This is a genomic window from Novosphingobium sp. JCM 18896 (assembly GCF_025938095.1).
Classification (GTDB): domain Bacteria; phylum Pseudomonadota; class Alphaproteobacteria; order Sphingomonadales; family Sphingomonadaceae; genus Novosphingobium.
In genome coordinates this window covers 80,685-101,137 of sequence record NZ_JAPCZF010000004.1, presented here as the reverse complement: position 1 = coordinate 101,137, position 20,453 = coordinate 80,685, and the positions used below count along the sequence as shown (strand labels likewise).

Sequence of the window (20,453 nt, the reverse complement as noted above, 5' to 3'; positions counted from 1 at the left end):
TATAGAAGGACGACACCACCCATGCAGGACGAAGAGGTTCTCGCCGAGTTCCGCGCCAGCAAGGCGCTCTTGGAGGGCCATTTCCTGCTCTCGTCGGGCCGTCACAGCGCCCATTACCTCCAGTGCGCGCGCGTCCTGATGGACCCGGACCGTGCCTCGCGGCTGGCCATCGCCGTCGCCGGCCGGATCCCGCGCGAGCTGCGCAAGGAGATCAACAAGGTTGTCTCGCCCGCCATGGGCGGCGTCATCATCGGCCACGAAATGGGCCGCGCACTCGGCGTCGAGGCGATGTTCGTCGAACGTCCTACGGGAACTTTCGAGCTGCGCCGTGGCTTTGCGCTCAATCCCGGCGACAAGGTGCTGATGGTGGAAGACGTGGTGACGACGGGCCTGTCCTCGCGCGAGGCGATCAAGGCCATCGAGGCAGCCGGCGGCGAAGTGATCGCCGCGGCAGCGCTGATCGACCGTTCGGCCGGCAGCGTGGACCTGGGCGTGCCCTTCTATCCGCTGATCGCGATCAACTTCCCGACCTATGCCGCCGACGAACTGCCGCCCGAGCTTGCGGCAACGCCCGCAATCAAGCCCGGCAGCCGCGCGGAAGCATAAGGCAGCGAAGACGATGAGCGAACTGATCCGCCCCGCGAAACTTCGCCTCGGCGTGAACATCGATCACGTCGCGACGATCCGTAACGCGCGCGGCGGTGATCATCCCGATCCGGTGCGCGCGGCGGAGATCGTCGCCGCGGTCGGCGGCGACGGCATCACCGCGCACCTGCGCGAGGATCGCCGCCACATCCGCGATGATGATCTCGCGCGGATCCAGGACGCCACGGGCCTGCCGCTGAACCTGGAAATGGCCGCGACCGAGGAAATGCTGGCGATCGCGCTGCGCCACAAGCCGCACGCCGCCTGCATCGTCCCCGAGCGCCGCGAGGAGCGCACGACCGAAGGTGGGCTCGACGCCGCGGGCATGCACAATCACCTCGCCCCGGTCGTCGGACGGCTGCTCGATGCCGGGATTAGCGTCAGCCTGTTCATCGCCCCCGACGCGCGCCAGATCGAAGCCGCGATGCGGCTCGGCGCGCCGGTGGTCGAACTGCACACGGGCGAATATGCCCATGCCTGCCTGGAAGAAGGTGGGGGCGAAGCCCGCGCGGTCGAGCTCCGGCGTATCGCCGACATGGCCGCGCTCGCCGCCAAGAACGGCATCGAACCGCACGCCGGGCATGGCCTGACCTACGAGAACGTCCAACCGATCGCGGCGATTCCGCAGTTGGCGGAACTCAACATCGGCCACTACCTGATCGGCGAGGCGATCTTCTGCGGCCTCGAGCAAAGCATCCGGCGCATGCGCCAGTTGATGGACGATGCCCGATGATCGTCGCGATCGGTTCCGACCTCTGCAGCATCGAGCGTATCCAGAAATCGCTCGACCGCTTCGGCGATCGGTTCGAGCAGCGCGCTTTCACCGACATTGAACGCGCGCGGGCCAGCGAACGCCCGTTCACCCGCGCCGGCACCCTGGCCAAGCGATTCGCCGCCAAGGAAGCCTTCGCCAAGGCCGTCGGCACGGGCATCGCCGAAGGCGTGTTCCTCAAGGACATCGGCGTGGTCAACGCCAAGAACGGCGCGCCGACCCTGGCACTCACCGGCGGCGCCGCGGCGCGACTCGCCGCGCTGACCCCGGCGGGACACGAAGCCGTGGTCCACCTGACGCTGACCGACGATCACCCCTGGGCCCAGGCCTTCGTCGTGATCGAGGCCCGCAAGCTCGAAGAGAACCGGCCATGAACGAAGAGCCGGACAAGAACATCGAAGAACTGGAGCGCATGGAAGCCGAAGATCGCCAAGCCGCCGCGTCGCAAATGCCGCCGGCGAGCCCGCCCAAGTCCGACCAGCCGAAGTCGGATAGGGTCGATTGGTTCGGCGAACTGCGCGGGCTCGCGCTGATGCTGCTGGCGGTGCTCGGCTTCCACAGCCTGATCGCCAAGCCGTTCTACATCCCCTCGATCTCGATGATGCCCAACCTGCTGGTCGGCGACCGGCTGGTGGTCAGCAAGTATCCGTTCGGCTGGAACTGGTCGTCGATGTCGTTCCACCTGCTCCCGCGCGGCACCTGGCGCGTGATGGGCGGCACGCCCGAATATGGCGACATCGTCATCGTCGTGCCCAAGAACCGCAAGGAAGACCTGATCAAGCGCGTGGTCGCCCTCCCCGGCGATCGCATCGCCGTGGTCAACGGCCAGATCGTGCTCAACGGCAAGCCCATCTCGCAGGAGATCGAGCCGCCGACCTTGGTCAAGGTCGATATCAACCAGCCCTGCGACGAGATGACCTTCCCCGGCCTCAAGGTCCGCGAACAGTCGGGCATCGACTATTGCGAACTGCCGACCCTGCGCGAGACGCTGCCCAACGGCGCGACCTACAAGATCATCGATCACGTCGATCAGACGCTCGATCACATGCCCGAGATAACCGTGCCCGCAGGCCACGTCTTCCTGATGGGCGACAACCGCGACCATTCGGCCGACAGCCGCGCCCCGATCGAAGAGAACGGCCTCGGCGGCCCCGTGCCGCTGTCGAACATCGGCGGCCGCGCCGAATTCATCACCTTCTCGCTCGACGGCAGCGAAAGCTGGAACCCGCTGTCCTGGTGGTCCTCGCTGCGCGGGGATCGGGCCTGGTCGACACTGCGCCCCGCGGTCGAACCCAAGGCCGCTGCGACGGACAAGCCGTGACCGACGCGGAGCCGCCCAAAGCCGATCTCGTCACGAGCACGGTGGTCAAGGCGGCCCCGCCCAAGCGCAAGCGACCGCGCTCGCAGCGCGTCGGGCCGACCGACATCGCCGATCCGCTGCTGCGCGAGGAAGCCAAGCGCGCCTTCGTCTGGATCGGCATGGCCGCGCTGTTCGCGCTGGTCGTGCTGCTGGCCCAGCCGCTGCTGATCATCTTCGCCGGCATGGTCTTCGCCGCGATGGTCGACGGCGGCGCGCGGCTGCTCGAAAAGGTCCTGCCGATCCGGCGCGGCTGGCGCGTGGCGATCGTTCTGGTGGTGGTCGGCGCCTTCCTCGTCTGGACCGCCTATTTCGCCGGCAGCCAGATCGCCGCCCAGGCCGCCGCCCTGCCCGCCACGGTCGAGGCCCAGGCGCTGCGCGTGATCCACTGGCTGTCCGAGCGCGGCTTCGCGATCGAGGCGCGCGACGTCCAGGGCTTCGTCGAGAAGGCGATCGGCGGCGTCGGCCAGCTCACCGCCGCGGTCGGCGGGCTGATCGGCGCGGTCGGCACGACGATCCTGATCATCGTGCTGGGCATCTATTTCGCGGTCGAGCCGCAGCTTTACCGCCGCGGCGTCGCCTGGATGATGCCCGCCGACCGCCGCGACTATTTCGAGGGCACGGCGCAGCTCATGGGCCGCTCGCTGCGCCGGCTGATGGCCGGGCGCCTGCTCGGCATGGGGCTCGAGGGCGTCTGCACCTGGCTGCTGCTGACCGCCTATGGCGTGCCGATGGCCGCGCTGCTCGGCCTGCTGACCGGCCTCCTCGCCTTCCTGCCCAACATCGGCGCGCCGCTTTCGGGCCTGCTGATGATCCTCGTGGGCTTCTCGGGAGGCGTGAACATGGGCATCTACTGCATCGTCGTCTATGTCGTGGTGCAGACGGTCGACGGCAATGTCATCGTGCCGATGGTGGCGCGCCGCACGGTCGACCTGGCGCCGGCCCTGGTGCTCGGCGCGCAGCTCGTCATGGGCGTGCTGTTCGGCATCATCGGCCTTATCCTGGCCGATCCGATGGTGGCGATGATCAAGATCTGGCTCGAGCGCGGCGCCGCCCGCCTCGAAGCCGAAGGGGCTGAATAACCGACGATGGCACGCAAGTTTCTCTACGTCATGGCCGCTTTCGTGGTCCTGCTGCTCGGCGGCGCGGTGGCGCTGGTGCTGTGGTCCGACAGCCTGACCAAGCTGGCCTTCGTGCCGACCGCGAAGTTCACACCGCAAGCCGCGCTGGCCGCGAACGTCTACGACGATCCGAAGATGTGGATCGCCCGCCCCGGCCTGGGCGCGCAGGATCCCGCGCGCTGGCTACCGCCCGGGCAGAAGCCCGAGGCACAGCCGCTGCACGCCGCGGTGTTCTTCATCCACCCGACGTCCTATCTCGAAAAGGCGCACTGGAACGCCCCGCTCGACGATACCAAGGCGCGTGAGCTGGCCGAGACCTTCGTGCGCGGCATGGCCAGTCCGTTCAACGCCAGTGCCGATCTCTGGGCGCCGCGCTATCGTCAGGCGGCCTTCGGCGCCTTCCTGACCGACGATCCGCAGGCCGGCCAGGCGCTCGACGCCGCCTATGCCGACGTGCTGCTCGCCTTCGACACGTTCATTGCCGGCGTCGACAAGGACGAGCCGATCGTCCTCGCCGGGCACAGCCAGGGCGCGCTGCACCTCAAGCGCCTGCTGCGCGACCGCGTGGCCGGCACGCCTTTGGCGGCGAGAATCGCCGCAGTCTATGCGATCGGTTGGCCGATCTCGCTCGATCACGACCTGCCGGCGATGGGCCTGCCCGCCTGCGCCAAGCCGGAGGACGCCGGCTGCGTGGTCTCGTGGATGAGCTTCGCCGAGCCGGCCGACACCAAGCTGCTGCTCGAATCCTATCACCAGCATCCGGGGCTCGACGGCAAGCCGGTCGGCGACAGCGCCTTCCTCTGCAGCAATCCGCTGACGGGGACCGCGGGCGGAGCCGCCGATGCCAAGGCAAATCTCGGTACCCTGATCCCCGATCTCGAGAAGAAGGCCGGCCGGCTGGTGCCCACGATGGTTCCCGCGCGCTGCGGCAGCGACGGCCTGCTCTACATCGGCTCGCCACCCGACCTCGGTCCCTATGTCGGCCCCGGCAACAACTATCACGTCTACGACATCCCCTTGTTCTGGGCGAACCTGCGCGCCGACGTCGCGCGCCGCGTCGCGGCCAAGGCTGCGTCCAAGGCGTCGGCGCAGTGATCACTACGATAACCCCCGAGTTCCGCGATGCCTTGCCCGGAGGCGGCGCGCTGATCGGGCTCGACCTCGGCACGCAGACGATCGGCACGGCCTTCGCCGACGCCGGCTGGCGCTTCGCCTCGCCGGGCAAAACGCTCAAGCGCGGCAAGTTCGGCGCGGACAAAGCGCTACTGGCGGAGCTGATTCGCGAGCGCTCGGTCAAGGGCGTAGTCATCGGCCTGCCGCTCAACATGGACGGCAGCGAAGGCCCGCGCAGCCAGGCGAGCCGCGCCTATGCCCGCAACCTGGCGGTGCTGGAGTTGCCGATCCTGCTGTGGGACGAGCGCTGGTCCACCGTCGGCGCCGAGCGCGGACTGATCGAGCAGGACATGAGCCGCGCCAAGCGCGCGACACGAATCGATTCCGCCGCTGCTGCGGTGATCCTCCAGGCCGCGATCGACGCGCTGGCCGGGGGAATTCTCTAAGCGCGAGGGCTGGCCATCAGCCCCAGCATCACGAAGGTTTCATCATGCACGACCGACAGGACCTCTTCGCCCATTGCCTCCAGGTGTTCGGGGGTATCACCGCCGCCTCGCGGCGCCTCGGCATAGACGAACGCGCGCTTCGCCGCTTTGCCAACGGTGAGAAACCGATCAGTTCGCGTCTTCTCGAGGATACGGCCGAAGCCCTGCGCATGCTCGTCGCGGAAGCGAGCGCGGCCGAACAGCAGATCGCGGCAGACCTGAGCGCCGCCCCCGGCGATCCCTCCTAAGCCGCGATAGCGCCCCGCTCGCGCCGTGCCTCGGCGGCGACGAGGCGGCTGCCGCAGGTCTCCGCCGTCCGCCAGACCGAATCGCGATCGGCCTCGACCGAGGCCAGCGCGCTCCAGGCGGCGAGCCGCATGCGGTCGCTCGGATGGGTTTGGCCGAAGCGCAGCGCCAGATCCTTGGCTTCCTCACTGCCCAGGCCGACGGCGATTCGCACGAAGGCCTCGCTCGCACCGTTGTTGAGCACGCCGGTGATGCGCTTGGCGTCGAGATCGAAACGGTACTGATCGAACCAGCCCTGCGCCGCCCCCGTGTGGACGACATTTATCGATACCGAGAGCGCATCGGCGGCGAGCTGCGCGTGGATGTCGCGGTGCGCGCGGTAGTGCATGATCTTGCCTTCGGCGAGCCGCGTGCGCTCGACGAAGCGCAGGTCGACCGCCTCGCCGCGCCAGCCGTCGACCGCGGCATAGTCGTATTCGTAATAGTCGCTCCAATAGCCGGGGCCGAAGTAGCCGAGCGTCAGGAAGTCGAAATTGTGATCGTGCGGCACGCCGTAGACGAAGGTCTCGCCGCCGCTCGCGCGCATCGTATGTTCGTCGGCCGAGGGCCAGATGTTGGCGCGCAGGAAGAAGTCGGGCGCCGCGCCGGCGGGCGAGAGCATGACCACCTGCGGGCCGTAGGAGGCCATGCCGTCATCGCTGCGCAGGCCTTGCGCGAGTTCCGCGACGAGCAGGTCGCCGAGGAAGGTCCGATCGTTGCCCAGCCGGCGCAGCAGGCCGGCGGCATGTTGGAGGCTATCTTCATCAGTCGGCTCGAAGCCGCGCGACATCAGCGCATCGATGCATTCGGGCAGGCTGGCGGTGGTGGCATCCACCGCTTCGATCACGCGGGGCATGGTTCGAGCGCTCCGAGCTGGGGATAGGTTTCGACGAGCTGCGCGCGCAGCGTTCCGGCAATCGGGGCCAGCGGATCCTCGGGCGAAGTCGCGACCGCGGTCAGCGCCGCGAAACCCTCGGCCGTGTCGAGCGCCAGGCATTCGCGCAGCGCCTGCCAGCGCATGGCTGTGCTGCCGCCCGCGCGCGCCAAGTTGGCGATATGCGGCGCGGCATCGGCACGGCCCATACGACCGAGCAGCGCCATGGTCAGTTCGAGCCGGCTATCGCGCGGATTGCTCGCGGCCTGGTGAAGCAGCCGCCCGTCGGCCAGCGCATATTCGCGCGTCGGCCCGTCGTCGGCGCGGCGGCGCTGGAGCCGCAGGGTAACGAGACAACACGTGACCTCGCCAAGCAGCATCGCGGTTCGGGCGCCGTCACGGCGGATCACCTGCCCCGGCAACAGCGCCAGCGGTGCGCGCGACAGCTCCGCCAGACGATCGCCGAGCGACCGACAGGAGATCAGCTCGGCCTCGGCCGCCCCCGCCAGCACGCGTTCGGTCACGTCGCTCGGACGGAAATCGACCGCGATCGGGCTCGGCCGCGCGGCCAGGCCGGCGCCGTCGACCGCGACGAGCGACAGGGTCACCGATCCGGCATGACCGAGCAGCAGGGTGGAGATCACCCCGTCGCTGAAATGGCGCAGCGGCAGATAGCCGAGCGGCGCCGCGGCCAAGCCTTGTGCGGCAGCCGCGGCGAAGGCGCGCGTCAGCGGCAGCGCCAGGTCGCTAGCCTCGTCGAACAGCGCGGCGAGCGCGGCACAGTCGGCCAGCGAGGCTCCCTCGGCATAGCGCGCAAGACCGGCCAGAACGGCGGCGACCTCGGACGTCTCGCGCCAGGCGCCTACCGCCCGGTAGAGCTCCTCCTGCGTCTGGCGCTGCGGAGCATCGTCGCTCCGCAGCGCGCGCAGATCGGGATGAACGATCACCCCGCCTTCCTCAGAACAGCCCGCGGGTGGGGTTCAGTTCGTAGAGGAAGGTCATCAGGATGACGATCGTGTCGTCCGACGACTGCACCTTGGCAGCATCGACCAGGCTGCCGAACAGGCCGGTGAGCTGGTCGAGATCGGGAAGCGACGAAATGTCGATCTTGGGAAGGTTCATGGCAGACCCCTGTGCATGCGGAGCCCCATCGCCCCGCCGGCCGGAATGTGTCCAAGCGGGGCCGCAGACCTAAATTAAAACATTGTAATCGCCTCTCCGCGCCAGCAGAGCGAAGGCCATGACCTCCTCGGCATCCTCGAACTTCGAGCCCGGCGCACCGTTCGATTTCGCTACGGTCGCGGACGCGATGAAGATCATGGGCCACAGCGCCTGGCTCGACATGAAGCGCCACGCGGAAGGGCCCGACTGGGTCGAGATCGCGCTGCCCTGGCACGCCGACATCGTCGCCGATGCCGACAGCGGCGTGCTCGCCTCGGGCCCGATCATCAGCCTGATGGACAATGCCACGGGCATCGCCGTGTGGAAGAAGCGCGGCTCCTTCCTGCCGCAGGTGACCGTCGACCTGCGCGTCGACTACATGCGCCCGGCCCGCCCCGGCGCGACCGTGATCGGCCGCGGCGAGTGCTACAAGATCACCCGCAGCTTCGCCTTCGTCCGCGGCGTCGCCTATGACGAGAGCATCGACGATCCCGTCGCGCACGTCGTCGGGAGCTTCATCCTGGTCGGCGGGGAGACGCCGGCATGACGACGATCATCCTGCCGCCCTATGCGCTCGGCCTCGGCTGCACGATCGACCACATGGACGGCGATGTGCCCGTGCTCGGTTGCGACTATGGCCCGCGCGTCGCCGGGCGGCCGGGCTTCTGGCACGGCGGCGCGCTCAGCGGCCTGCTCGAAATGGCGGCGGTCACCGCCGTGCGCTCGGCGCTGGGCATCGACATGCACCGGCTCAAGCCGGTCAACGTCTCGGTCCAGTTCATGCGTGGCGGCGTTCAGAAACGGACCTATGCCGTGGGCCGCGTGATCCGCGAGGGCCGCCGGCTGGTCAACGTCAGCGCCGAAGCCTGGCAGGACGACCGCGCCAAGCCGCTCGCCCGCGCCGAAATGCATGTGATGATCGCGGCGGCGAAGGGCTAGCATTCATCCTCCCCGGAACGGGGAGGGGGACCGCGACGCGCAGCGGCGTGGTGGAGGGGGCTCTCGACAAACGCTGCGGGCGGCCGATGGCCCCCTCCACCATGCTGCGCATGGTCCCCCTCCCCATTCTGGGGAGGATTAGCGCAGCACCACGACCAGCCCGGTCGCTTCGGGCGCCTCTTCCCCCAGCTCCAACACCACCCGCACCGCATCGGCGCGCGCGCGGTCGAGCACCACCGCGGCGATGCCGCGTTCGTAAGCCAGCACGTCGGCCGAGCCGAGCAGCCGCGCCTCGCGCAGGGTCAGGTCCTCGGGATCGTCGCTGCGCAGGCGGATCTCGACCACGCCGCCGCTGTTGGTCACGGCGCCTTCGAGCCAGGGTGTCACACGATCGGCCGCATCCTCGGCCAGCAGCCCGACCGCGCCGCCCTCGGCCAGCGCATCGTCGAGCGCGCGGCGGCGATCGCCGGCATCGGGCCAGCGCTTGCGCATCGCCCCGCGCGCGGCGCCGAGCTTCTCGGCTAGGCGGCCCAGCCCTTGCGGCAGCACGGCTTCGAGCCGCAGGCGCAGCGCCTTGGCGAAGCCCGCCGAGACACCGCCCGTGCCGATCGCGATCAACACCGGCGAACGGTCGAGCACAGAAGGCGTGGTGAAATCGCAGAGCTCGGGCCGATCGACCACGTTGACCAGCACGCCGCGCGCGCGCAGCTCGGCCGCCACCGCATCGGGCTCCTCGCTGGCAACGAAGGCCAGCCGCGCCGCGCGATCGTCGGCGCCGACGACCACGCCGCCCGCGCGCTCGACCAGCCGGCGCTTGGCCTCAGCCGCCTCCCCCTCGCCCAGCACGATCACCGGCTGGCCGGCCACGCGGTGGAACAGGGGGAGCGAGGGGATCATTCGAGCCAGTCCGGCACGCGTTCGGCGGCCAGGATCGCCGCGGGATCGATACGTTCGGCGACGATCGCCCACTTGTCGCCGTCGACCATGACCTCGGCCACCAGCGGACGGCTGTTGTAGGTGTTGGCCATCGTCGCGCCATAGGCACCGGCGGTGCGGAACACCGCGAGGTCACCGGGCGAGACGACGTCGATGTCGCGGCTCATGGCGAAGGTGTCCGAGCTCTCGCAGATCGGGCCGACGATGTGCGCGGTCATACGCTCGCCATTGGGTTCGACCGCAAGGAAATCGTGCCAGGCGTCGTAGAGGGCAGGCCGCGCAAGGTCGTTCATCGCCGCGTCGACGATCACGAAGGGCGAGGTCACGCCGGGCTTCACGCGCACGACCTTGGTCAGCAGCACGCCCGAATTGCCGGTGATGATGCGGCCCGGCTCGAACATCAGGGTGACGCCCCAGTTGCCCGTCACGCGCGCGACCATCGCCGCATAGTCCTCGGGGCTCGGGAAGACGTCGCCCGCCTTGTAGGGCACGCCGACGCCGCCGCCGAGGTCCATGTGCGAGACCGTGTGGCCCGCGCCGCGGATCGTGTGCATCAGATCGCCGAGCCGCGCGAAGGCCGCTTCCATCGGGTCGAGGTTCGACAGCTGGCTGCCGATGTGCACGGCCAGACCGCGCAGATCGAGACCGGGCAGCGCAGCCAGGCGACCGAAGATCGCCGCGGCCTTGTCATAGGGCACGCCGAACTTGTTCTCGGCCTTGCCGGTCGAGATCTTGCCGTGGGTCTGCGCATCGACGTCGGGATTGACGCGCAGCACCGCCGGCGCGCGCAGTCCGCGCTCAGCCGCCAGCGCGGCGAGTTCCACGCCCTCTTCCTCGCTCTCGAGGTTGAACTGGCCGATCCCGGCTTCGAGCCCGCGGACCAGTTCGGCCTGAGTCTTGCCCACGCCCGAGAAGACGATGCCTTCGGGCGCCATGCCCGCGGCCAGCGCGCGCTCCATCTCGCCGCCCGAGACGACGTCGGCGCCGTAGCCTTCCTTGGCCAGCAGCTTGAGCACGGCCAGGTTGGGGTTGGACTTGACCGCGAAAGCGATGTGCTTGCTCGGCAGCACGCCGAGCGCATCGCGGAAGACGCGCGCGTGGCGCGTCAGGGTCGCGCGCGAATAGACGTAGACGGGCGTGCCCACCGCCGCGGCGATCGCCGGCAGCGGCACGTCCTCGGCGTGGAGCACGCCATTCTTCAGGTCAAAATGGTCCATGTGTGAAGTCTCGAGCTAGCCCGTCGGGGCCGAATGTCAGTCGGAAGGCGGCAGATCGAACGGATCGTCGGCGCGTTCCTCGGAGCGCTGGCGCAGTTCGACCTGGCGGGTCGGTGCGGCCTGGACGTGCGGTTTGAGCAGCGCATTGGCCGAACGCGGTTCCTCGCGGCCATAGGGTGCGGGCGGCAGCGCCTTGCCCGCGGCCGGTTTGAGATCACGGCGCACACCGCAGGCCGACAGAGCCAGAACCAGCACAAGAGCTGCTACGACACGCATCAGTTCACTCCAGGCCGAGCGCGATACGCGCCTCGGCAACGCGCTTCCTTACCTCGTCCGGCGCGGTTCCGCCATGGCTGGCGCGGGCGGCGACCGAAGCCTCGACCGACAGCGCCGCATAGACCGCATCGGTGACGCGCGGATCGATCGCCTGGAGATCGGCCAAAGGCAGTTGATCGAGCGCGACTCCGCGGCTCTCGGCGAGCTTCACGGCAGCACCGGTGATGTGGTGCGCCTCGCGGAACGGGATGTTCGCCTGGCGCACGAGCCAGTCGGCCAGGTCGGTGGCCGTGGCATAGCCGAGTTCGGCCGCCCCGCGCATGCGCTCGGTGCGGAAGCGGGTTTCGGCGACCATGCCCGTCATCGCCGCGATCGACAGCGCGAGCAGGCTCGCGGCCTCGAACACCGGCGGCTTGTCGTCCTGCATGTCCTTCGAATAGGCCAGCGGCAGGCCCTTCATCGTGATCATCAGCGCGGTCAGGCAGCCGACGATCCGCCCCGAATGGCCGCGCACGAGCTCGGCCGCATCGGGGTTCTTCTTCTGCGGCATGATCGACGAGCCGGTCGACAGGTTGTCGGGCAGCGCCACGAAGCCGAAGGGCTGGCTCGCCCAGATGATGAACTCCTCGGCCAGCCGCGACAGGTGCAGCGAGCACTGGGCCGCGGCCATCAGGTAGTCGAGCGCGAAGTCGCGGTCCGACACCGAATCGAGGCTGTTGTTGGTCGGCCCGTCGAAGCCGAGCGCCGCGGCCGTCGCCGCGCGGTCGATCGGAAAGCCCGTGCCGGCCAGCGCCGCGGAGCCGAGCGGGCAACGGTTCATCCGCGCCCGCGCATCGGCGAAGCGCGAGCGATCGCGCGAAGTCATCTCGTAGTAGGCCATCAGGTGATGGCCCAAGGTCACCGGCTGCGCGGTCTGCAGGTGGGTGAAGCCGGGCATGATCGAATCGGCATGCTCGCCAGCGCGCATGACCAGCGCCTTCTGCAGTTCGAACAGGCCGGCTTCGGCCTGGTCCATCGCATCGCGCACCCAGAGGCGGAAATCGGTCGCGACCTGGTCGTTGCGGCTGCGCGCCGTGTGCAGGCGCCCCGCGGTCGGCCCGATCAGTTCGGCCAGCCGGCTCTCGGTAGTCATGTGGATGTCTTCGAGGTCCCAGTTCTCGGGGACGCCGTTGACTTCGTACTCGGCCGCGACCTGATCGAGCCCGCCGGCGATCGTCTTTGCGTCCTCGGCGGTGACGATGCCTTGCTGACCCAGCATCGCGACATGCGCCTTCGAGGCGGCGATGTCCTGGCGCCACAGTGCCTTGTCGAAGGGGATCGAGGCATTTATCTCGCGCATGATCGCCGACGGTCCTTCGGCGAACCGTCCGCCCCACATGGTGTTGGAGCCTGCCTTGCTGTCTTCCCGTTCGCTCAAAATCGCCGTCCTCGGTCTCACCGTCGCAATCGCGGGCTGCAATAGGGAGAGCGGCGAAAAGGCGCAACCGCAGGCTTCGGCAAGCGCAGGAGCCGCCGCGGGCGACGAGAAGCCGGCTGGCGGCGAGACGCTCTCGGGCACGATCGACCGCAGCCACAAGGGCAGCGACATGCCCGACTTCACGCTCACCGATCAGTCGGGCAAGCAGACCAAGCTGGCCTCGTTCAAGGGCAAGCCGCTGCTGGTGAATCTCTGGGCGACCTGGTGCGCGCCCTGTGTGGTCGAACTGCCCATGCTGGACAAGCTCGCCGAGACGCGCGGGGCCGAGCTCAAGGTGCTGACGGTCTCGCAGGACATGCCGACCACGGCGAACAATGTCGCGTCGTTCCTGACCGGCAAGGGCGCGACTCACCTCGAACCCTGGCTCGACCCCAAGAACGATCTCGCGGCGCATTACGAGGTGACCACGCTGCCCACGACGATCTACTACGACGCGGCGGGCAAGGAACTATGGCGCTATGTCGGCGGCCACGACTGGACGAGCGCGGAAGCCGCCCAGATGCTCGCAGAGGCTAAATAATCTCGCAAAAAGAGATAGCTACGCCAAGCCTTACCCCGATCGGGGCATGTGGCTAGTCCGCCACACTACTCACCTAATTTAGTTTTGCTGCAACTGCGAACTTGCATGGTCGCGGCCGCCGGTCCTATTTCTGTCCTCGTTCCGACATACGTCGCCACTGCGCCCCTGCGGCGCGAAACGAGCGAAGGTGACGGAACGCAGGAGGAGCATTCTTCAACGTGAGGGAATGTTCCAATGAAAAAGATTATCGCAGCCGCTCTTGCCACGGCCACTCTGGTTGTTGCCAATCCCGCGTTTGCACAGGACGCCGAAGCCGAAAGCGCCATCAAGGTCACCGGTAGCGTCACGCTCGCCAGCGACTATCGCTTCCGCGGCGTCTCGCAGACCGACAAGGCCATGGCGATCCAGGGCGGCATCACCGTCACCCACGAGAGCGGCCTCTACGTCGGCACCTGGGCCTCGAACCTTTCGGGCTGGGGCACCTTCGGCGGTTCGAACACCGAACTCGACCTGATCGGCGGCTACGCGATGGACCTGGGCGGTGCGACGCTCGACGTCGGTCTGACCTGGTACATGTATCCGGGCGGCGCCGATAAGACCGACTTCGCCGAGCCCTACGTCAAGCTCAGCACGACCCAGGGTCCGGTCTCGCTGCTCGCCGGCGTTGCCTATGCGCCGAAGCAGGAAGCGCTCGGCCGTTGGTACGCTTCGGGTGCCGCTTACGGCACGGGCGTGCCGACCACCGCCGGCGCCAAGGACGACAACCTCTACATCTGGGGCGATGCGGCCTATGCGATCCCCGAAACCCCGTTCAAGCTGAAGGCGCACATCGGCTACTCGGACGGCAACCCCGGCCTTGGCCCGAACGGCACCTCGGTCGCACCGACGGGCAAGTACCTCGACTGGTCGCTGGGTGGCGAAGCCGCCTGGGGTCCGCTGACCCTGGGCGTGTCGTGGATCGACACCGACATCAGCAACGCCGAGTCGGCCTACCTGCAGCCGAACTTCTCGTCGACGAAGGACGGTTCGTCGATCGCCGGCAGCACCGTGCTGGTTTCGCTGACCGCCGCGTTCTGATCCCAATACAGATCGTCACGGAAGGGGCGTCGGCTTTGCCGGCGCCCCTTTTTGTTTGTCCTGGGCCTTGCTCAGATCACGCCGAGCGCAGGAAAATGCGCCGGTTCGCGCATGCGTGAACCCAGCGGCGGATAGCCCGGTACGTCATTGCCCGTCAGATAGATCAAGCGGCCCTGCGCCTGTTCCGGCGCGACGGCGAAGCGATCTTCGACGTCGCCGACCAGGCTCAGACCCTTCCCGCGCAGATAGTCGGCCGCGGCCTGCGCCGACTTCACCTTGAAGGTCATGCAATAGACGCCCTGCACGTCGCGCGCGTGCTGCGCGACGGGCGAATCCTCGCCTTGGCCCACCATCGCCTCGATCACCGTATCGCCCATGTGGAACGCGGCGCAGTAGGCCCGGTCGCCCGGCAGGCTGCGCGATCCCAGCTCGGGCCATTCCAGACGATCGGCGAAGAGCGCGCGCGCGGCATCGAGCGAGGGCGCCGAAACACCGATCGACTGCAGCCCCTCGATGCCGAGCGGATGTTCGTCGCGCCATTTCGCCGGCGTCCATGCGGGATCGCGGCGTGGGTCGTCGGGCAGATCCTGCTTGATGATCTCGATCCGCACGCCAAGCACCTGCCAGCGCGCGATCAGGAAGTAGTGCGCTTCCATCCCCGGATCGTAGTGCAGCTTGAAGCCCTTCGCGGAGAGCCAGGCATCGGCCGAAGGCAGGTCGGCGGTCTTGAGCGCCAGGCCCAGCCAACGCATCGGCGCGGCGCTACGGCGCAGCATGTCGCCGATGGGAGCGCCCTCCTTCGCCCCCGCGCCTGCCGGCGCGATCGGAATGATCATCGTGTCGCCGATCATCATGAGGCTCTCCTCGCGGTCGAGCCCCATCGCCTCGGCCTCGGGCGTGATCAGCATCTCGTAGGCTATCTCGGCGCCGAAGGTGTCGATGAAGAAGCGATCGCAGGCCTTGCGATCGGCGTTGTCGGCGATCGCCCAGCTGATGTGGGCGAGCGGAATGGCCACCATTGTCGAATCCTCTCCCTGTCTATGACGGGAGAAATGGCATAGGCGGCGCGGCTTGCCGAGCGCTCCGGCGATCTATCGCCCGGAGGTTACCAGGTGCCGGTCCGCCGGTGCGTCCGCTCGATGGCCGCGAGCGCTTCACCGGCAAGCTCGCACTGCCGCTCGAGACTATCGTTGGCACCTTCGACGAAAGCGACGCGCGTGCCGTTCTCGATGCAGCGGCTGAAGCGGATTACGACCCCGCCACACGTAGCCAGCCCGTTCGCGAAATCGATGTTCCAGGCGCGGATGGAATCTTGTTTCGGCACACCGTCCCGATAACAGAACGCCTATCGGCCGTCGCTTGACGATACGCGACAGGGCTTAGACCTTGGTCGCAAGATCACCGAAGGGGTCGCACGATCAGCGAAGGCGGGGACGCAGGTGGGAAGAAGGGGGGATAACCCGCGTCCCCTGGTCGAACGTTGGGGGGCAACGTCCGATCTCGCTGATCACCACCCGTTTGCCGGAAACCGCCCGGGTCGCCTATCATACCCACGTATTAGGTAGTCACCCAAAAGCCTTCCCCGGCTAGCTCTGCCAGCCGCCGCCAAGCGCCCGGAACAGGGCGATCTGCGTCTCGGCCACCTGTGCGTCGGCATTGGCGAGATCGGCTTCGGCCGTCGCCAAGGTACGCTCGGAGTCGAGCACGACGAGGAAGTCCACCCTGCCCTCGCGCAATTGCGCGCGGCTTATGTTCGCGGCGATCCGCGCCTGCTCCGAGGCCTGCTTGAGCGCGACCTGGCGTTCGAGCGAGTGCGAATAGGCCGACAGCGCGGTCTCGGTCTCCTGCAGCGCACGCAGGACGGTGCCGTCGAACGTCGCCAGCGCCGCCTTGGTCGAGGCTTCTGCCTGCGCGACCCGGGCGCGGCCGCCCTCCATGTTGGGGAAGGCCCAGGACAGTAGCGGCCCGGCCAGCCAACGAAACGGTCCCGCGCCGAACATGTCGCCGAGCGAATTGCCCGTCGAACCGACCGAGGCACCGAGCGTGATGCGCGGATAGAGCTCTGCCGTGGCCACGCCGACGCGCGCGGTTTCGGCCGCGAGCTTGCGCTCAGCCTCGCGCACGTCGGGTCTACGAGCCAATAGCGCGCGGCCGTCTCCCACCGGAATGGGGCGTTCTAGGCGGAGCGTGGCCGCGCGCATCCCGACCGAGGGGGGGAGTTCGGCCGGGGCCCTTCCGGTCAGGAAAGCCAACCGGAAGAGAGCTGCATCGCGCTGGGCGCGAAGCGGGGGGATCGTCGCGCGCTGCTGGTTGAGCAGCGCCTCGACGCGCGAAACGTCGAGCCGGCTGGTGCGGCCGGCTTCGAAGCGCTTGGTGGTGAGCGTGGCGGTCTTGTCGAGCAGTTCGAGCGTGCGCTCGGCCACGGTGATGCGCTCGGCCGCCGAGGAGGCGTCGGCATAGGCGCGCGTGGTCTCGGCAACCACGGCGACGCGGACGACGTCGGCCGCGGCCTGCGCCGCCTCGCTATCGCCGCGCGCGGCCTCGATGCCGCGGCGTACGCGGCCGGCAAGGTCGACCTCGTAGGACACCGACAGCCCGGCATCAATGTTCCAGTCCTCGCGCTGGAGCCCCGGTGCGGTCTGTTGCGCGGGCAGCCGGCGATAGTTCGCACCGGTCGACACCGCAGTCTGCGGCAGCAGGTCCGAGCGGCTCTCGCGCAGCAGGGCACGGGCGCGCTCGATATTGGCCAGGGCCACGCGCAGGTCGGTGTTGGCCTTCAGCGCGTCGGCGACGAGGCCGTCGAGCACGGGATCCTGATAGAGACGCCACCAGTCGCCCTGCGGCGCCTCTGCGGTGACCGCGGCCGACTGGGCGCCGATGAAGCCCTGCTCGGCCGAAGCCGAAGCGACGGGGCGATGATAGTCGGGACCGGCGGCGCAGGCGGCCAGCGCGAGGCTGCCGACGGTCACTGCAAGGAGATTACGAAAGCGCTGCATCACGATTACTCCGCAGGCTCGAGTTGAATGGTCCGATCGCCGTCGCGGCGCGCTTCGCGGCGACGCTTCATCGCCTCCGCCAAGGTCCGCGTCGCGACGTAGAAGGTCGGCGTGAAGACGAGACCGAAGAAGGTCACGCCGAGCATGCCCGAGAACACCGCGGTGCCCAGCGCCTGGCGCAGTTCGGCGCCCGGTCCGCCCGCGATCACCAGCGGCACGACGCCGAGGATGAAGGCGAAAGAGGTCATCAGGATCGGCCGCAGACGATCCTGCGCGGCCCGGATCACCGCCTCGACCGGATTGAGCCCGTCCTGCTCCTCGGCCTGCTTGGCGAATTCGACGATCAGGATCGCGTTCTTGGCGGCAAGGCCGATCAGCACGACGAGACCGATCTGGGTGAGGATGTTGTTGTCCATCCCCCTCAGGTTCACGCCGACCATCGCCGCGAGCAGCGTCATCGGCACGATCAGGATGATCGCCAGCGGCAGCATCAGGCTCTCGAACTGCGCGGCGAGCACGAGGAAGACGAACAAGGTCGCCGCGGCGAAGACCAGGATCGCGGCATTGCCCGCGGCCTTCTGCTGGAAGGCGACCTCGGTCCACTCGGTGGTGACACCAGCCGGCAGGTTCTGGGTCAGCCGCTCCATCGCCGCCAGCGCCTGGCCCGAGGAGTGGCCGGGTGCGGTATCGCCCTCGATGTCGATCGCCGGATAGAGGTTGTAGCGCGTCGCACGATAGGGGCCGGTCTTGTCCTGCAAGGTCGCGACCGCGCCGATCGGCACCATGGCGCCCGAGTTCGAGCGGGTCTTGAGCTGGGCGATGTCGCCGACGTCGTCGCGGAACGGCAGGTCGGCCTGGGCGATCACACGATAGGTGCGGCCGAGCAGGTTGAAGTCGTTGACGTAGGCCGAGCCGAGATAGACGCCCAGGGTCTCGAACACGCGTGCCGGCGGCACGCCGATCATGTCGGCCTTGGCGCGATCGACGTCGGCGAAGATGCGCGGGGCCGAGGCCTCGAACTTGGTGTGGACCATGGCGAGGTTCGGATCCTTGTTCGCCTCGCCGATCACACCCCAGACGATCTTGTTGAGCTCGGCATAGCCGTGACCCGAACGGTCCTGGACTTCGAGCTTGAAGCCGCCACCGGTGCCGATGCCGCGGATCAGCGGCGGCGGGATCACGAAGACGCGGCCGGCATCAACGCTGGCGGCGATCTTGCGCGCCTCGCCCATGATGAAGGCTTCGGTCTGGCCGTGCTTGCCGCGTTCGGAGAACTTGTCGAAGACGAGGAAGGCCGCGGCGGCGTTGGGCGCCATGGTCCCGGTCGGGCCGTGGAACCCCGCGAGCATGACCGCCCCCTTGACGCCGGGGATCTTCATCATCTTGGCCGACGTCTCGCGCAGGACCTTGTCGGTCTGCGTCAGCGAGGTGCCGGCGGGCATGAAGGTCGCGGCCAGGACATAGCCCTGGTCCTGCTGCGGCACGAAGCCGACTGGCGTTGCCGAGAAGACGAGACCCGTCAGAACCAGCAGCGCGCCATAGGCCAGCAGCATGGTCTTGCGAACCGTCAGCATGCGGCGCGTGGTGCGCGCATACCAGTCCGACAGGCGATCGAAGGCAGCGTTGAAGCGCTTGCCACCCCAATAGGCCATGCGCGCCCAGCGCCCCTCGGGCTCGTGCTCTTCCTTCGGGCGCAGCAGCAGCGCGGCCAAAGCAGGCGACAGGGTCAGCGAGAGGATCAGCGAGATGATCGTCGCGCTCGAGATCGTCACCGCGAACTGGCGATAGAATTCGCCGGTCAGGCCGGTCAGGAACATGGTCGGGATGAACACGGCGCAGAGCACGAGCACGATCGCGACGAGCGCGGTCGAGACCTCGTCCATCGACCGGTGCGAGGCTTCGCGCGGGGACAGCCCGTGCTCGAGATTGCGCTCGACGTTCTCGACCACGACGATCGCGTCGTCGACGACGATGCCGATGGCGAGCACGAGCCCGAACAGCGAGAGGTTGTTGAGCGAATAGCCGACCCCCGCGAGCACCGCGAAAGTGCCGATCAGCGAGACCGGGATGGCGATCACCGGGATCACCGCCGCGCGCCACGACTGGAGGAACACCAGGATCACGATGACGACCAGGACCACGGCCTCGAACAGCGTGTGCTGGACCGCGTTGATCGATTCGCTGATGAACTCGGTCGGGTTGTAGAACACGTCGTGCTTGAGGCCCGGCGGGAAGGTCTTGGACGCCTCCGCCAGTTCGGCCTTCACCGCCTCGGCGGCCGCGAGCGCATTGGTGCCCGGACGCTGGAACACGCCGATGCCGACCGAAGGCTGGCCCGAGAAGTAGAAGTTGATGCCGTAGTCCTCGGCACCGAGCTCGACCCGGGCGACGTCGGACAGGCGCGTCAGGCGCCCCTGGGCATCGGTCTTGATGACGATGTTGGAGAACTGCTCGGGCGTGGTGAAGCGGCCCTGCGTCTCGAGGTTGATCTCGTAAGCCGAACCCGTCGCCTCGGGCGGGCGACCGATGGAACCGGCCGCGACCTGGACGTTCTGATTGCGCAGCGCAGCGACGATCTCGCCCGCGGTCATGTCGCGCGCGGCAGCCCGGCCCGGATCGATCCACACGCGCATCGCATAGTTGCGCGCGCCGAAGATCTGCACGTCGCCCACGCCGTCGAGGCGGGCGATGCGATCGCGCAGCTGGGTCAGCGCGTAGTTGGACAGATAGGCGGTATCGAGCGAATTGTCGGGCGAGGTCAGATTGGCGACCAGCAGGAAGTCGGGCGTCGACTTGCGCGTCACGACACCCTGGCGGCGGACCTCCTCGGGCAGACGCGGCTCGGCCAGGGCAACGCGGTTCTGCACGAGCACCTGCGCCTCGTCGAGGTCGACACCCTGCTTGAAGGTCGCGGTGATCGTCAGGCGGCCGTCGCCGGTCGACTGGCTCGACAGGTAGAGCATGTTGTCGACGCCGTTGATCTCCTGCTCGAGCGGCGCGGCGACCGTGTCGGCGATCGTCTCGGACGAGGCGCCCGGGTAGGTCGCGCTGACCGTCACGGTCGGCGGCACGACGTCGGGATATTGCGCGATCGGCAGGCCGAAGAAGGCCAGCGCGCCGACGATGGTGATGATCACCGCGATCACCCCGGCAAAAATGGGGCGCTGGATGAAGACATGGCTCAGGCGCATGACGCTCTCGT

General features: G+C 68.2%; 23 protein-coding genes. 12 read left to right on the top strand and 11 right to left on the bottom strand.

Features of this window, described 5'->3' with window-relative positions:
- The first annotated feature begins 21 nt into the window (after nt 1-21).
- The 8 genes from pyrE (at nt 22) to OLX23_RS14960 (ending at nt 5,741) form a co-directional block, all read left to right on the top strand.
- Complete coding sequence (pyrE, locus tag OLX23_RS14995) at nt 22-606, top strand: orotate phosphoribosyltransferase (protein ID WP_264445822.1); 585 nt, start codon at nt 22-24, stop codon at nt 604-606.
- 13 nt (nt 607-619) lie between these two features.
- Nucleotides 620-1,378 (top strand): pyridoxine 5'-phosphate synthase, encoded by a 759-nt coding sequence (locus OLX23_RS14990; RefSeq protein ID WP_264445821.1) that lies wholly within the window; start codon nt 620-622, stop codon nt 1,376-1,378.
- A complete protein-coding gene (gene acpS, locus OLX23_RS14985; RefSeq protein ID WP_264445820.1) occupies nt 1,375-1,791 on the top strand; it encodes a holo-ACP synthase in 417 nt (138 codons plus the stop codon). Before OLX23_RS14990 ends, acpS begins: the two co-directional genes overlap by 4 nt.
- A gap of 74 nt (nt 1,792-1,865) precedes the next feature.
- The gene (lepB, locus tag OLX23_RS14980) at nt 1,866-2,738 is read left to right on the top strand and encodes a signal peptidase I (protein ID WP_264446260.1); all 873 of its coding nucleotides are present in this window, start codon (nt 1,866-1,868) and stop codon (nt 2,736-2,738) included.
- Between the two features lie 41 nt (nt 2,739-2,779).
- Nucleotides 2,780-3,856 (top strand): AI-2E family transporter, encoded by a 1,077-nt coding sequence (locus OLX23_RS14975; RefSeq protein WP_264446259.1) that lies wholly within the window; start codon nt 2,780-2,782, stop codon nt 3,854-3,856.
- 6 nt (nt 3,857-3,862) lie between these two features.
- Complete coding sequence (locus OLX23_RS14970) at nt 3,863-4,990, top strand: DUF3089 domain-containing protein (RefSeq protein WP_264445819.1); 1,128 nt, start codon at nt 3,863-3,865, stop codon at nt 4,988-4,990.
- Entirely contained in the window at nt 4,987-5,454 is a 468-nt protein-coding gene (ruvX, locus tag OLX23_RS14965) for a Holliday junction resolvase RuvX (RefSeq protein ID WP_264445818.1), read from the top strand. The genes OLX23_RS14970 and ruvX overlap by 4 nt, the downstream gene beginning before the upstream one ends.
- A gap of 44 nt (nt 5,455-5,498) precedes the next feature.
- A complete protein-coding gene (locus OLX23_RS14960; RefSeq protein ID WP_264445817.1) occupies nt 5,499-5,741 on the top strand; it encodes a hypothetical protein in 243 nt (80 codons plus the stop codon).
- Here OLX23_RS14960 and OLX23_RS14955 read toward each other — a convergent pair.
- The 3 genes from OLX23_RS14955 to OLX23_RS14945 are packed head-to-tail and all read right to left on the bottom strand — an operon-like array spanning nt 5,738 to nt 7,774.
- Nucleotides 5,738-6,634 carry a transposase gene (locus tag OLX23_RS14955; RefSeq protein WP_264445816.1) on the bottom strand — a complete coding sequence of 299 codons (897 nt, stop codon included), beginning with the start codon at nt 6,632-6,634 and terminating at the stop codon, nt 5,738-5,740. The two genes, OLX23_RS14960 and OLX23_RS14955, sit on opposite strands and share 4 nt — an antisense overlap.
- On the bottom strand, nt 6,622-7,599 hold the full coding sequence (locus tag OLX23_RS14950; protein WP_264445815.1) for a hypothetical protein: 978 nt from the start codon (nt 7,597-7,599) through the stop codon (nt 6,622-6,624). The genes OLX23_RS14955 and OLX23_RS14950 overlap by 13 nt, the downstream gene beginning before the upstream one ends.
- A gap of 10 nt (nt 7,600-7,609) precedes the next feature.
- Nucleotides 7,610-7,774 (bottom strand): hypothetical protein, encoded by a 165-nt coding sequence (locus OLX23_RS14945; protein ID WP_264445814.1) that lies wholly within the window; start codon nt 7,772-7,774, stop codon nt 7,610-7,612.
- Between the two features lie 118 nt (nt 7,775-7,892).
- Here OLX23_RS14945 and OLX23_RS14940 point away from each other — a divergent pair, with 118 nt between their 5' ends.
- On the top strand, nt 7,893-8,360 hold the full coding sequence (locus OLX23_RS14940; protein WP_413629866.1) for a PaaI family thioesterase: 468 nt from the start codon (nt 7,893-7,895) through the stop codon (nt 8,358-8,360).
- Nucleotides 8,357-8,752, top strand: a complete 396-nt coding sequence (locus tag OLX23_RS14935; RefSeq protein ID WP_264445813.1) for a PaaI family thioesterase — start codon at nt 8,357-8,359, stop codon at nt 8,750-8,752. The genes OLX23_RS14940 and OLX23_RS14935 overlap by 4 nt, the downstream gene beginning before the upstream one ends.
- Before the next feature lie 138 nt (nt 8,753-8,890).
- Here the strand turns inward: OLX23_RS14935 and OLX23_RS14930 are convergent, their stop codons facing one another.
- The 4 genes from OLX23_RS14930 to argH are packed head-to-tail and all read right to left on the bottom strand — an operon-like array spanning nt 8,891 to nt 12,559.
- Entirely contained in the window at nt 8,891-9,649 is a 759-nt protein-coding gene (locus OLX23_RS14930; RefSeq protein ID WP_264445812.1) for a bifunctional precorrin-2 dehydrogenase/sirohydrochlorin ferrochelatase, read from the bottom strand.
- Nucleotides 9,646-10,905 carry a diaminopimelate decarboxylase gene (gene lysA, locus OLX23_RS14925; RefSeq protein ID WP_264445811.1) on the bottom strand — a complete coding sequence of 420 codons (1,260 nt, stop codon included), beginning with the start codon at nt 10,903-10,905 and terminating at the stop codon, nt 9,646-9,648. The genes OLX23_RS14930 and lysA overlap by 4 nt, the downstream gene beginning before the upstream one ends.
- Before the next feature lie 36 nt (nt 10,906-10,941).
- Nucleotides 10,942-11,181 carry a hypothetical protein gene (locus OLX23_RS14920; RefSeq protein ID WP_264445810.1) on the bottom strand — a complete coding sequence of 80 codons (240 nt, stop codon included), beginning with the start codon at nt 11,179-11,181 and terminating at the stop codon, nt 10,942-10,944.
- A 4-nt stretch (nt 11,182-11,185) separates the two neighbouring features.
- Nucleotides 11,186-12,559, bottom strand: a complete 1,374-nt coding sequence (gene argH / locus OLX23_RS14915; protein ID WP_264446257.1) for an argininosuccinate lyase — start codon at nt 12,557-12,559, stop codon at nt 11,186-11,188.
- Nucleotides 12,560-12,575: 16 nt separating this feature from the next.
- Between argH and OLX23_RS14910 the strand changes: the two genes are divergently transcribed.
- Both OLX23_RS14910 and OLX23_RS14905 read left to right on the top strand, forming a co-directional pair.
- Nucleotides 12,576-13,178, top strand: coding sequence for a TlpA family protein disulfide reductase (locus tag OLX23_RS14910; RefSeq protein ID WP_264445809.1), 603 nt, complete (start codon nt 12,576-12,578; stop codon nt 13,176-13,178).
- Between the two features lie 234 nt (nt 13,179-13,412).
- Complete coding sequence (locus tag OLX23_RS14905) at nt 13,413-14,255, top strand: TorF family putative porin (RefSeq protein ID WP_264445808.1); 843 nt, start codon at nt 13,413-13,415, stop codon at nt 14,253-14,255.
- 71 nt (nt 14,256-14,326) lie between these two features.
- On the opposite strand, the gene OLX23_RS14900 is transcribed toward OLX23_RS14905, so the two are convergent.
- The 4 genes from OLX23_RS14900 to OLX23_RS14885 form a co-directional block, all read right to left on the bottom strand.
- On the bottom strand, nt 14,327-15,274 hold the full coding sequence (locus OLX23_RS14900) for a glyoxalase (protein WP_264445807.1): 948 nt from the start codon (nt 15,272-15,274) through the stop codon (nt 14,327-14,329).
- Between the two features lie 86 nt (nt 15,275-15,360).
- Nucleotides 15,361-15,579, bottom strand: a complete 219-nt coding sequence (locus OLX23_RS14895) for a hypothetical protein (protein WP_264445806.1) — start codon at nt 15,577-15,579, stop codon at nt 15,361-15,363.
- A gap of 262 nt (nt 15,580-15,841) precedes the next feature.
- On the bottom strand, nt 15,842-17,251 hold the full coding sequence (locus OLX23_RS14890; RefSeq protein WP_264445805.1) for an efflux transporter outer membrane subunit: 1,410 nt from the start codon (nt 17,249-17,251) through the stop codon (nt 15,842-15,844).
- Nucleotides 17,252-17,256: 5 nt separating this feature from the next.
- A complete protein-coding gene (locus tag OLX23_RS14885) occupies nt 17,257-20,442 on the bottom strand; it encodes an efflux RND transporter permease subunit (RefSeq protein WP_264445804.1) in 3,186 nt (1,061 codons plus the stop codon).
- Between the last annotated feature and the right edge of the window lie 11 nt (nt 20,443-20,453).